Here is a 12,991-nt window from a genome sequence, read left to right as displayed (position 1 = left end):
GTGTCCTACTCTCACATGGGGTGTCCCCACACTACCATCGGCGCTACGGCGTTTCACTTCTGAGTTCGGCATGGGGTCAGGTGGGACCACCGCGCTAATGCCGCCAGACATATCCTGTTTCTCTTCAATCAAGAACAAACTGTTTTCGCGATTCCAAAACAACTCAGAGTTGTAAGGTTAAGACCTCGGCTCATTAGTATTGGTTAGCTCAATGCATCACTGCACTTACACATCCAACCTATCTACGTCCTAGTCTCGAACGGACCTTACTGACTCTCGTCATGGGAGAACTCATCTCCGGGCTAGTTTCGCGCTTAGATGCTTTCAGCGCTTATCTATTCCGCACTTAGCTACCGGGCAATGCGATTGGCATCACAACCCGAACACCAGCGGTGCGTTCACTTCGGTCCTCTCGTACTAGAAGCAAACCCCGTCAATTCTCCTGCGCCCATGGCAGATAGGGACCGAACTGTCTCACGACGTTCTAAACCCAGCTCGCGTACCACTTTAAACGGCGAACAGCCGTACCCTTGGGACCTACTTCAGCCCCAGGATGTGATGAGCCGACATCGAGGTGCCAAACACCGCCGTCGATATGAACTCTTGGGCGGTATCAGCCTGTTATCCCCGGAGTACCTTTTATCCGTTGAGCGATGGCCCTTCCATTCAGAACCACCGGATCACTATGACCTACTTTCGTACCTGCTCGAACCGTCGCTCTCGCAGTCAAGCTAGCTTATGCCATTGCACTAACCTCCTGATGTCCGACCAGGATTAGCTAACCTTCGTGCTCCTCCGTTACTCTTTGGGAGGAGACCGCCCCAGTCAAACTACCCACCAGACAGTGTCCGCAATCCCGTTCAGGGACCTACGTTAGAACATCAAACATTAAAGGGTGGTATTTCAAGGTCGGCTCCATGCAGACTGGCGTCCACACTTCTATGCCTCCCACCTATCCTACACATTAAGGCTCAATGTTCACTGTCAAGCTATAGTAAAGGTTCACGGGGTCTTTCCGTCTTGCCACGGGTACACCGCATCTTCACGGCGAATTCAATTTCACTGAGTCTCGGGTGGAGACAGCCTGGCCATCATTACGCCATTCGTGCAGGTCGGAACTTACCCGACAAGGAATTTCGCTACCTTAGGACCGTTATAGTTACGGCCGCCGTTTACTGGGGCTTCGATCAAGAGCTTCGCATTTCTGCTAACCCCATCAATTAACCTTCCAGCACCGGGCAGGCGTCACACCCTATACGTCCACTTTCGTGTTTGCAGAGTGCTGTGTTTTTATTAAACAGTTGCAGCCAGCTGGTATCTTCGACTGATTTCACCTCCATCCGCGCGGGACTTCAATTACCATCAGCGTGCCTTCTCCCGAAGTTACGGCACCATTTTGCCTAGTTCCTTCACCCGAGTTCTCTCAAGCGCCTTAGTATTCTCTACCTGACCACCTGTGTCGGTTTCGGGTACGATTACATATGACCTGAAGCTTAGAGGCTTTTCCTGGAAGCAGGGCATCAATTACTTCTGCACCTTAGTGCATCGTCATCACACCTCAGCGTTTCAGTGACCGGATTTGCCTAATCACACGCCTACATGCTTAACCCACCATCCAATAGGTGGTAAACCTAGCCTTCTCCGTCCCCCCATCGCAGTCATATATAGTACGGGAATATTAACCCGTTTCCCATCAGCTACGCCTTTCGGCCTCACCTTAGGGGTCGACTCACCCTGCCCCGATTAACGTTGGACAGGAACCCTTGGTCTTCCGGCGAGCGGGCTTTTCACCCGCTTTATCGTTACTTATGTCAGCATTCGCACTTCTGATACCTCCAGCAAACCTCTCAGTTCACCTTCGCAGGCTTACAGAACGCTCCCCTACCCAATACACTTTCGTGCATTGCCGCAGCTTCGGTGCATAGTTTTAGCCCCGTTACATCTTCCGCGCAGGCCGACTCGACTAGTGAGCTATTACGCTTTCTTTAAATGATGGCTGCTTCTAAGCCAACATCCTAGCTGTCTAAGCCTTCCCACTTCGTTTCCCACTTAACTATGACTTTGGGACCTTAGCTGGCGGTCTGGGTTGTTTCCCTCTTCACGACGGACGTTAGCACCCGCCGTGTGTCTCCCATGCTCTGTTCATCGGTATTCGGAGTTTGCATCGGGTTGGTAAGTCGGGATGACCCCCTAGCCGAAACAGTGCTCTACCCCCAATGACAATACATGAGGCGCTACCTAAATAGCTTTCGGGGAGAACCAGCTATCTCCCGGTTTGATTGGCCTTTCACCCCCAGCCACAGGTCATCCGCTAATTTTTCAACATTAGTCGGTTCGGTCCTCCAGTTAGTGTTAACCAACCTTCAACCTGCCCATGGCTAGATCACCGGGTTTCGGGTCTATACCCTGCAACTTAACGCACAGTTAATACTCGGTTTCCCTTCGGCTCCCCTATTCGGTTAACCTCGCTACAGAATATAAGTCGCTGACCCATTATACAAAAGGTACGCAGTCACACATACCTAACGGTACATGCTCCCACTGTTTGTACGTACACGGTTTCAGGTTCTATTTCACTCCCCTCGCCGGGGTTCTTTTCGCCTTTCCCTCACGGTACTGGTTCACTATCGGTCAATCAGGAGTATTTAGCCTTGGAGGATGGTCCCCCCTTCTTCAGACAGGATATCACGTGTCCCGCCCTACTCTTCAAGCTTCCACATCATGGCTTTCGTGTACGGGGCTATCACCCTGTTTCACCGGACTTTCCAGACCGTTCCACTAGCTCATCATGCTACCCGCTTTGGGCTCCTCCCATTTCGCTCGCCGCTACTTTGGGAATCTCGGTTGATTTCTTTTCCTCGGGGTACTTAGATGTTTCAGTTCTCCCGGTTCGCCTCATTAACCTATTTTATTCAGTTAATGATAGTACATTATTGTACTGGGTTTCCCCATTCGGACATCAACGGCTATTGCGCTTTTTATCAGCTTACCGTCGCTTTTCGCAGATTAACACGTCCTTCATCGCCTCTGATTGCCTAGGCATCCACCGTGTACGCTTAATTTCTTAACCTTACAACTCTTAGTTGTCTCGGTTTCGCTTTCCTCAAATATCTTAGCTATGCCATATAACATGCCTTAATATCCGAGAACTCGTTTCTTTTCAGCTTGTTCCTAATTGTTAAAGAGCTATATTCATCTGCACACTTTATCAATGTGCTTATCAATATCTTCGTTTGAGAGTTAAATTGGTGGAGCTAAGCGGGATCGAACCGCTGGCCTCCTGCGTGCAAGGCAGGCGCTCTCCCAGCTGAGCTATAGCCCCATTTCATCACCTTATCAGTCGTGTCGCTTTCGCCACACTTCTTAATAACTCGAATTGGTGGGTCTGAGTGGACTTGAACCACCGACCTCACCCTTATCAGGGGTGCGCTCTAACCACCTGAGCTACAGACCCAATTCAGTGATTTCTCTCTGCTAAAACAAACAATCTGTGTGAACACTTGCAGGCTCTTCGTAAGGAGGTGATCCAACCGCAGGTTCCCCTACGGTTACCTTGTTACGACTTCACCCCAGTCATGAATCACACCGTGGTAAACGCCCCCCTCGCGGTTAAGCTATCTACTTCTGGTGCAACCCACTCCCATGGTGTGACGGGCGGTGTGTACAAGGCCCGGGAACGTATTCACCGTAGCATTCTGATCTACGATTACTAGCGATTCCGACTTCATGGAGTCGAGTTGCAGACTCCAATCCGGACTTAGACGTACTTTATGAGGTCCGCTCACCATCGCTGGCTCGCTTCTCTTTGTATACGCCATTGTAGCACGTGTGTAGCCCTGGTCGTAAGGGCCATGATGACTTGACGTCGTCCCTGCCTTCCTCCACTTTATCAATGGCAGTCTCCTTTGAGTTCCCGGCCTGACCGCTGGCAACAAAGGATAAGGGTTGCGCTCGTTGCGGGACTTAACCCAACATTTCACAACACGAGCTGACGACAGCCATGCAGCACCTGTCTCACAGTTCCCGAAGGCACTCTCGCATCTCTGCAAGATTCTGTGGATGTCAAGACCAGGTAAGGTTCTTCGCGTTGCATCGAATTAAACCACATGCTCCACCGCTTGTGCGGGCCCCCGTCAATTCATTTGAGTTTTAACCTTGCGGCCGTACTCCCCAGGCGGTCGATTTAACGCGTTAGCTCCGGAACCCACAGCTCAAGACCGCAAATTCCAAATCGACATCGTTTACAGCGTGGACTACCAGGGTATCTAATCCTGTTTGCTCCCCACGCTTTCGCATCTCAGCGTCAGTATCTGTCCAGAAGGCCGCCTTCGCCACCGGTATTCCTCCACATCTCTACGCATTTCACCGCTACACGTGGAATTCTACCTTCCTCTACAATACTCCAGACGACCAGTTTTAAATGCAATTCCCAGGTTGAGCCCGGGGCTTTCACACCTAACTTAATCATCCGCCTACATGCCCTTTACGCCCAGTCATTCCGATTAACGCTCGCACCCTCCGTATTACCGCGGCTGCTGGCACGGAGTTAGCCGGTGCTTCTTCTGTAATTAACGTCAATTGATGTACCTATTAGATACATCACCTTCCTCATCACCGAAAGTACTTTACAACCCGAAGGCCTTCTTCATACACGCGGCATGGCTGCATCAGGGTTCCCCCCATTGTGCAATATTCCCCACTGCTGCCTCCCGTAGGAGTCTGGACCGTGTCTCAGTTCCAGTGTGGCTGGCCATCCTCTCAGACCAGCTAGAGATCGTCGCCTAGGTGAGCCTTTACCCCACCTACTAGCTAATCCCATATGGGTTCATCAAATGGCGCATGGCCCGAAAGTCCCATGCTTTGGTCTCGCGACATTATACGGTATTAGCAGTCGTTTCCAACTGTTGTCCCCTTCCATTCGGCAGATCCCCATACTTTACTCACCCGTCCGCCACTCGTCATCAAGTGCAAGCACTCATGTTACCGTTCGACTTGCATGTGTTAAGCCTGCCGCCAGCGTTCAATCTGAGCCATGATCAAACTCTTCAATTTAAAGTTTGATGCTCAATAACTGTTTCTGACATATTCAAATGAATCTTCAGTGTCACTTATCAAGACTTGATTCTTTTAAGTCCTTAGACTTTAATTCTTTCGTCCTGCAAGTGCCCACACAGATTGTCTGTTCTATTTTTTAAAGAGCTGACAGCTTTGCTGTCTCAAGGGCTGCGTATGTTACGCTTTCCTTTTTCATTAGTCAAGAACTTTTTTTCAAACTTCTCAACTTTTTAACTTCCAACTTCTCAACTTTCGTCTCGTTGTCGTTCAATGGAGGTGCATTATAGACGATGAATGACTAATAGCAAGTTACTTTTTAAAAATTCGTTTCAAGTGTTGTTTATTTAATCGCAAGTGATAAAAATTCAACAACTTATACACTTATTTTGAACAACTCCAATAAATATCACGCTGTCTTTTTGATTTTTTCTGGTAAGTCAGCAAGGCTGTTAATAATCCAATCCGCTTCTTTTTTAGCTTCAGCCGTTATTTCATCGCCTGTACCAACTAATACTGTTCGCTTTACTCCCGCTGCTCTGCCTGCTAACAAGTCAGATAGCCTATCCCCTACCATATAAGAATTAGCTAAATCGATATTTAAATCGGAGGCTGCCTTTAATAGCATACCTGGTAATGGCTTGCGGCAATCACAATGACCATTTTCTGGCGCATGTGGACAATAATAGATACCATCTAACTCAACACCACGATCAATAAGCGACCAATCCATCCATTCTGTTAATTGATTAAATTGTTTTTGATCAAAAATTCCACGCGCAATGCCAGATTGGTTGGTGGTAATCACTAATAAAAAACCCATTTTTTTTAATTCAGCACAGGCGTCAATCACACCATCAATAAAATCAAACTTATCAATAGTATGAACATAATTATAATCAATGTTGATGGTTCCATCACGATCCAGAAATATTGCAGGTTTCATCATTTTAAAATCTCGTCTAGTTAAAAACAGCAAAATAGTGAGAGAGATTAATCTAGTTTAACTATTGATGCAATATTATGATTTATAATGTTGACTTAGACGTCTAGACATCCTAGAATCAATCATTATCTTTATTTTAATAAGTATAGTTATGATTAAATTAGAAAATGTTTCTAAGATTTTTTATCAGAATAATCAACCTGTTACAGCATTGAATAATATTAATTTATCGGTGCCTGTTGGGCAGATTTTTGGTGTCATCGGCACATCTGGCGCTGGGAAAAGTACGTTAATACGCTGTGTGAATTTATTAGAACGCCCGTCTTCAGGTAAGGTTATCGTAGATGGCGTTGATCTTACTGCGTTGTCAAATAGGAAATTAACTAAAATTCGTCATAAAATTAGTATGATATTTCAGCATTTTAATTTATTGTCTTCACGGACGGTGTTTGAAAATGTCGCTTTTCCTTTAGAATTAGAACATACGCCGAAAAAAGTTATTCAATCTCGTGTCCTAGAGTTACTAGAATTAGTTGGACTAAGTAATAAAGCTAATGTTTATCCATCTAATCTTTCTGGTGGTCAGAAACAGCGAGTGGCAATAGCCAGAGCATTGGCAAGCCAGCCAAAAGTATTATTATGTGATGAAGCAACCAGTGCTTTAGATCCCGCTACTACGCGATCCATTCTTGATTTATTAAAAGATATTAATCGTAAATTAAATTTGACCATTTTACTTATTACGCACGAAATGGACGTAGTAAAAAAAATTTGTGATCAAGTTGCGGTGATTAGTCAGGGGCAATTAGTTGAACAAGCGGCTGTAGGTAATATGTTTTCCCGACCTAAAACAGCCATTTCTAAAGAATTTATTCAGTCAACCTTACATCTTCATATCCCTGAAGATTATTTACAAAAACTTCATCCAACACCACAACCAGGCACTTATCCGTTGTTACGTCTGGATTTTAGTGGTTTAACGGTAGATGCGCCTTTATTATCACAAATGACAAAACAATTTAATGTTGAAAATAATATTATTAGTGCTCAAATGGATTATGCTGGCGGTGTTAAATTTGGCGTTATGCTAACTGAAATGATTGGCGATCAAAACGATATCAATAATGCTATTAATTTTTTAACAAAACACAATACTCAAGTGGAGGTTCTTGGTTATGTTTAATTTTTTACCTTCATTTAAACCGTTTGAGACCCTTTTTCGTTATCTATCTCAATATGATTTTTGGTCGAATTTCATATCCTTCTGTTCCTCCTTTGGGGGCTTAAATGAGACAATGGTATTTAAAATGGCCCAAGCCACTGACGATACTATTTATATGGTTATTCTTTCAGGGATTGGCGGAACCATAATTGGATTGCCATTAGGTATTTTACTTTACTGTACTCGTAAAGGGCATATTTTAGATTCCCTATTCATTAATGGGTTATTATCATTTATCACCAATGTTTTTCGATCGATTCCATTTATTATTCTTATCGTATGGATTATTCCTTTTACTTATATCACTATGGATTTATTAACGGGAACGAAAACCTTTCTTGGTAAGCAAGCCGCTATTGTCCCATTAAGTATCGGTGTGGCGCCATTGATTGCGCGTATGATTGAAAATGCATTATTAGATGTACCAAAAGGATTAATTGAGGCGGCTCGCTCAATGGGTGCCACGCCGTTACAAATTATTTATAAGGTACTCTTACCCGAAGCATTGCCAGTTATTATTAATAGTATGACAATTACGCTTATTACCTTAACCGGTTATATCGCAATGGCTGGAGCTGTAGGTGCGGGCGGACTTGGTCAATTGGCTATTCAATATGGTTACCAAGCATATCAACCTGTAATAATGAATATCGTACTAATTATTTTAATTATACTGATTTTTATTATTCAAATTATTGGCAATGTAATTGTTAAACGTGTCAATCATCGTTAATTGTTTAGGAGAAAGGAAGATGATATTAAAAAAGATAGCCTTAATCGCCACGCTAGCAAGTACTCTCTTTTTAAGTGCTTGTGATAATGGCAAGAAAGTAGAAGCAGCAGCAGAAACCGCAAAACCAGTAGCGCCAAGTATTAAAGTTGGTGTAATTAATGGTCCAGATCAAGAAGTTGCTGAGGTTGTTAAACAACAAGCAAAAGAACTATATAATTTAGATGTTGAATTAGTTATCTTTAATGACTATGTGACGCCCAATCAAGCGCTTAATGATGGATTAATAGATATCAATGTTTTTCAACATATCCCTTATCTTGAGCAACAAATTAAAGATCGTCATTATGATTTAACTATTGTCGGCAATACTTTTGTTTATCCAATCGCGAGTTACTCTAACAAATTAAAACCTATTACTGATGAAAGTGAAATCGGTCAAGGTGTTAAAGTGATTTCTCCACAAGCTCAAACTTACTTTATTCCAGCTGGGGCAAATATTGCCGTACCAAATGATCCAACTAATTTGGGGCGTGCTTTATTATTACTTCAAAAACAAGGGATGATTACCGTTGATCCAGCAAAAGGATTACTACCAACCACTATTGATATAACTAGTAATCCTTATAACTTTAATATAGTTGAATTAGAAGCACCAATGTTACCGCGGGCACTCAACGACGATCAAGTGGATTTGGCTATTATCAATAATACGTTTGCCGGCCAAGTTAATTTATCGCCAAGCAAAGATGGTATTTTTGCCGAAGATAATGATTCACCTTATATGAATATCATTGTCTCTCGTACTAATAATAAAGACGATAAGAATGTTGCGACATTTGTGAAAGCTTATCAAACAGATGCCACCGTCAACAAGACTAATGAATTATATAAAGGCGCAGTAAAAGGTTGGTAATGAGCTAATATTCATAGTTATAAAAAACCCGATTTATTCGGGTTTTTATTTATTTTAACTTAACGCCACCAGCAACGAACCGCCCGCAATAGCCACCACGCCAAGAATTCCCATCAAAGATAATTTTTCGCCTAAAACTAACGCGGAGAGTATAACCGCAAAAACAACACTTAACTTATCGATAGGCGCAACTTTTGATACTGGACCATATTTAATCGCCATAAAGTAAAAAAGCCATGATAATGCCCCAGCAATACCACTAAATACAATAAATACCATCGCTTTTTTATTACTTAAAATTTCAGACACTACATCGATTTTGCCTTGCCATAAGACAACCCCTACCAGAAAAACAGCCATTACAATGGCTCTAATTGCTGTTGCGGTATTGGCATCTAATCCAGATAAACCAACTTTACCAAAAATAGCAACCAATGCGGCAAATACCGCTGAGAGTAAGGCATAAATTAACCAAGTATTCATCTTTATTATTTTCCTAGTTTATTAATTAACAAGTAAGCAATGGTTTCAGTGCAATGACCTATAATAAGATTATCCATTATTAATACAAATTTCATTTTACTATGTTTAAATTTTAACTTATTTTATACCAATTATAATATCAATGTTGGTTAGCTAATAGATACCTATTTTTAACCCGCTCCTATTAACCTAACCTTTTTATTATTGCTATAGCATGTGATTAAAATGTATTCATTGATAAGTAACTTTATTTAATAAGGAGATCCCATGGCAACAATGATTAATACTGATAAAGCGCCAGCTGCAATTGGTCCATATGTACAAGGAATGGATTTAGGTAATCTAGTTTTTACTTCAGGTCAAATTCCCCTAGATCCTAAAACAGGCGAAATGCCAGAAGATATTACTGAACAGACAAAGCAAGTCTTATCCAATATTAAAGCTATTTTAGCTGCGGCAGGGTTAAGTCCTAAATCGATTATAAAAACGACTGTTTTTCTTGTTGATTTAAATGATTTTAATACCGTAAATACTATCTATGAGCAATTTTTTAACGATGATGATGCGCCTTTTCCTGCACGCTCTTGTATTCAAGTCGCAGCTTTACCACGTAATGCTAAAATTGAAATTGAAGTCATTGCGGCAAGATAAGTAATCACAATTCACAATAACCATCAAAATTGATTTTATTATGTCTTTTTCGATCGATCCTATTGGTGTTATCCATTCACCTTATAAAGAAAAATTTGCTATACCTCGCCAACCCCGTTTAGCTAAAGCAGGGGTTGGTGAAATTCATTTGCTCCCACCTTATAATCAACTTGAAGCGGTACGAGGACTAGAACAATTTAGCCATTTATGGATAATTTTTCTATTTCACCAAACTCAAAAGCAAGGTTGGCGTCCAACTGTTCGCCCTCCTCGTTTAGGTGGTAATGAACGTATAGGGGTATTCGCTACGCGCTCGACATTTCGACCTAATCCACTTGGACTTTCAGCGGTTGAACTTAAAGATATTCTGGTTCAAAAAGGCCAAATAATCTTAAAATTAGGCAGTGTAGATATATTAGATGGTACCCCAGTTATCGATATTAAACCATATATTCCTTATTCAGATAGTTATCCCGAGGCTTTAGCTGGATATGCTAATGATATTCCCTCTAGTTCATTAACTATTGATTTTTCAAACCAAGCTTTAATACAACTTGAGCAATATCAAGTGGCTTATCCTGAATTAAAAAAGTTAATTATTGAAGTTATTAGCCAAGATCCTAGACCGGCTTATAAGAGAAAAAGTCTCTACTTACAGCATTATGGTATGCGATTATTTGATTTTAATATTCATTGGCAAATTATTGATAATCACGTCGAAATTCTTTATTTAGAATAAGCATTAAAGTTACTCAGTATTACCGGCTATAAAAAGCCTATTTATTAGTCGCTAATACCTGACATATCTAACGCTATTAAGCATAGGATAAATAGATAATTGCTATGGTTAACGTTTATCTGGGAAATATTTATCAACTAAAGCGTATAAAATAGCTATCGTTTCACTATCAACGACACCTGAGTAGTTTTGAGGTCGAAAATGTAATTGAAATGCACGTATAAGCTGATTAAATCTAATTTCATCGGTAGCTAAATAGGTATCATACCCATAACGTTGTAATTTTTCTAAGATAAACTGTTTATCAGGCAAGCCTGTATGCTTAAATTGTTTAAGATAATAGGATTTAATATCATTATCATACCATGCGCCGATCCCAGCCTGATATAGCGTTTGCCATGGGAACATGGCCCCTGGGTCGCTTTTTCTTCCTACAGCAATATCTGAATGCCCTAAAATATGAGGCGGCGAAATATCAGGATAACGTTGTAAAATATTGAGTGACAACTGCTTTACTGCCTCGATCTGTTTTTGGCTAAATGGCGTAAAAACAACGCCTTGCTTATCTTCCTTAGCTAAATTAACGATTTCAATCCCTATTGATGAATCATTTAAGTTATTTCGTCCCGCCCAGTGACTTATACCAGCATGCCAAGCACGCTCAGATTCGTCGACCAAATTAAAAATACGCATATCATTAAAACCAGCCGATATATAACCTTTATCAGTTTCATCAGGAATTAAATAATGTGCACTCACATGTGGACCGGTTAAAGAATTTATCGATTCTTCAAAATTTTGTGCGGTATAGTGAAAGATTAAAAATCTTACTCGACGATTAAAACTGGCTATTGCTCGATATGAGTTGTAATCAATCTTGTACATATATTCTTTTATATCCTCAATACACGATTATTGTTTATATTTATTTTTATTAAATAGAAGTAAAATTAGGTTTGTTACTCTTTCTTACGTTGTGGTATGTCCACACTTTTTGCTACCAAAAAGCGAGAACATACCAGTTTGGATGTGAAAAAAGTGCCTAATTCATAACTGAAGATTTAATAATTTCAGGATGTTGAGTAAAATACAATTTTTGAGTATTAACAATATTAGGCATAATATCATCGTTAGATAGCACACTAAAAGATTGGTGTATGAACTTTGTGCCATCAAATAGTAGAGAAATGAATCTATTCCATTCGTTGCCATTACAACATAATAAATCAAAAATAACTAAAATAGAATTATTTACGTTTTTACATTCTTTTAGACGAGCAACAATATCCTTTAAATTATCCAAAGGTGACTCATGATTAAGTGCTGTAATAACAATAATATTATTGCTATTTAATAATGAATAATTTATATCAAACATTTTATATCAGGTTCTTTAAGTGTGTGTATATAGTTTCACTAATTCTATTCATTTCGTTCATATCACTTATCATTCTACTTGAATCCACATGTTCGTCCATATGAAATAACCTATTTCTATGTTTATTAAAAAAGCTATAAGCATCAGATAACCTATTTTGAATAACTTTATCTAATATATTTGATTGATATTTTTGCTTAATTATGAAACTTCCATTTTGAGTTTTAAGAAAAAAACAGCCAAAAGATTCAATATCATCATGTTCACTAGCAACAAGATTATAATTTGATAATTTCTCTTTAATCATTCCTTCTAATGATCTAAATTCAGGATAAAGTAACATACAATAATCAGGAAGGGGTGGAGATGAAAATTTGACGCAAAAACTAGATAATAACAATGATTTTATATTTTTAGGGAATCTTTCAAAAATATCTTCGCCTATCTTGCTTTTTAAATGGAATTCAGCCATTTTTATATTCAATACTTCCGAACGATTACTATCCTGCCTCATTAAAACCATTTCCAAACCTTTACGATCTAACAAAGCAGACATATGATAAATCAGTCTTTTATAGCATGTTAAAGGCTTTCCTTGAATTTGTAATCATTCTTATCGTGTTGATTATAAAAACCCAGCAATAAACAAATAAAACACTATTTCGATATATCCAAATAGATTATAATCATACCTGTTGACATGCGGTTATGATGGGATACAGCGACAAAAGTATAAACCAATAAATGATCAACAATAAGCCATTTAGCGAGCCAGAAGCTAACCGATATGTTAATCAAGATCACACTTCAATCATAATAATGTGAATAACTAACAAAAAGAGATAAACAGCCTAAAGCTCTTCACCAACAACAC

The 12,991-nt window shown here is 40.3% G+C and carries 10 protein-coding genes, 2 tRNA genes and 3 rRNA genes; 5 read left to right on the top strand and 10 right to left on the bottom strand.

Features of this window, described 5'->3' with window-relative positions:
- From rrf to gmhB, 6 genes are all read right to left on the bottom strand, one after another.
- A 5S ribosomal RNA gene (gene rrf / locus O970_RS03440) occupies positions 1-108 on the bottom strand; the annotation flags it as partial.
- A gap of 65 nt (positions 109-173) precedes the next feature.
- Positions 174-3,070 (bottom strand): 23S ribosomal RNA (locus tag O970_RS03435).
- Between the two features lie 176 nt (positions 3,071-3,246).
- Positions 3,247-3,322 (bottom strand) — tRNA-Ala (locus tag O970_RS03430).
- A gap of 55 nt (positions 3,323-3,377) precedes the next feature.
- Positions 3,378-3,454 (bottom strand) — tRNA-Ile (locus tag O970_RS03425).
- A 60-nt stretch (positions 3,455-3,514) separates the two neighbouring features.
- Positions 3,515-5,052: ribosomal RNA gene (locus O970_RS03420) — 16S ribosomal RNA — on the bottom strand.
- A 409-nt stretch (positions 5,053-5,461) separates the two neighbouring features.
- On the bottom strand, positions 5,462-6,001 hold the full coding sequence (gmhB, locus tag O970_RS03415; protein WP_024495770.1) for a D-glycero-beta-D-manno-heptose 1,7-bisphosphate 7-phosphatase: 540 nt from the start codon (positions 5,999-6,001) through the stop codon (positions 5,462-5,464).
- A 148-nt stretch (positions 6,002-6,149) separates the two neighbouring features.
- On the opposite strand from gmhB, the gene metN reads away from it, so the two are divergent.
- From metN to O970_RS03400, 3 genes are all read left to right on the top strand, one after another.
- Complete coding sequence (gene metN / locus O970_RS03410) at positions 6,150-7,181, top strand: methionine ABC transporter ATP-binding protein MetN (protein WP_024495769.1); 1,032 nt, start codon at positions 6,150-6,152, stop codon at positions 7,179-7,181.
- Between the two features lie 112 nt (positions 7,182-7,293).
- Positions 7,294-7,953 (top strand): methionine ABC transporter permease, encoded by a 660-nt coding sequence (locus tag O970_RS03405; protein WP_036562544.1) that lies wholly within the window; start codon positions 7,294-7,296, stop codon positions 7,951-7,953.
- A 19-nt stretch (positions 7,954-7,972) separates the two neighbouring features.
- Positions 7,973-8,866 carry a MetQ/NlpA family lipoprotein gene (locus tag O970_RS03400; protein WP_024495767.1) on the top strand — a complete coding sequence of 298 codons (894 nt, stop codon included), beginning with the start codon at positions 7,973-7,975 and terminating at the stop codon, positions 8,864-8,866.
- A 54-nt stretch (positions 8,867-8,920) separates the two neighbouring features.
- On the opposite strand, the gene O970_RS03395 is transcribed toward O970_RS03400, so the two are convergent.
- The gene (locus tag O970_RS03395; RefSeq protein WP_024495766.1) at positions 8,921-9,349 is read right to left on the bottom strand and encodes an EamA family transporter; all 429 of its coding nucleotides are present in this window, start codon (positions 9,347-9,349) and stop codon (positions 8,921-8,923) included.
- Between the two features lie 267 nt (positions 9,350-9,616).
- Here O970_RS03395 and O970_RS03390 point away from each other — a divergent pair, with 267 nt between their 5' ends.
- Together O970_RS03390 and tsaA are read left to right on the top strand one after the other, a co-directional pair.
- On the top strand, positions 9,617-10,000 hold the full coding sequence (locus tag O970_RS03390; RefSeq protein WP_024495765.1) for a RidA family protein: 384 nt from the start codon (positions 9,617-9,619) through the stop codon (positions 9,998-10,000).
- 37 nt (positions 10,001-10,037) lie between these two features.
- Entirely contained in the window at positions 10,038-10,739 is a 702-nt protein-coding gene (gene tsaA, locus O970_RS03385; protein ID WP_024495764.1) for a tRNA (N6-threonylcarbamoyladenosine(37)-N6)-methyltransferase TrmO, read from the top strand.
- A 108-nt stretch (positions 10,740-10,847) separates the two neighbouring features.
- On the opposite strand, the gene O970_RS03380 is transcribed toward tsaA, so the two are convergent.
- From O970_RS03380 to O970_RS03370, 3 genes are all read right to left on the bottom strand, one after another.
- Positions 10,848-11,624, bottom strand: coding sequence for an N-acetylmuramoyl-L-alanine amidase (locus O970_RS03380; RefSeq protein ID WP_024495763.1), 777 nt, complete (start codon positions 11,622-11,624; stop codon positions 10,848-10,850).
- A 157-nt stretch (positions 11,625-11,781) separates the two neighbouring features.
- Entirely contained in the window at positions 11,782-12,117 is a 336-nt protein-coding gene (locus O970_RS03375) for a type II toxin-antitoxin system RnlB family antitoxin (protein ID WP_024495762.1), read from the bottom strand.
- A gap of 1 nt (position 12,118) precedes the next feature.
- On the bottom strand, positions 12,119-12,673 hold the full coding sequence (locus tag O970_RS03370) for an RNase LS family HEPN domain-containing protein (RefSeq protein WP_024495761.1): 555 nt from the start codon (positions 12,671-12,673) through the stop codon (positions 12,119-12,121).
- Positions 12,674-12,991 lie beyond the last annotated feature (318 nt).

This window comes from Candidatus Schmidhempelia bombi str. Bimp, assembly GCF_000471645.3.
Lineage (GTDB): Bacteria > Pseudomonadota > Gammaproteobacteria > Enterobacterales > Orbaceae > Utexia > Utexia bombi.
Note: the sequence above shows the minus strand (reverse complement) of the source record. Positions and strands in the feature narration are given on the sequence as shown.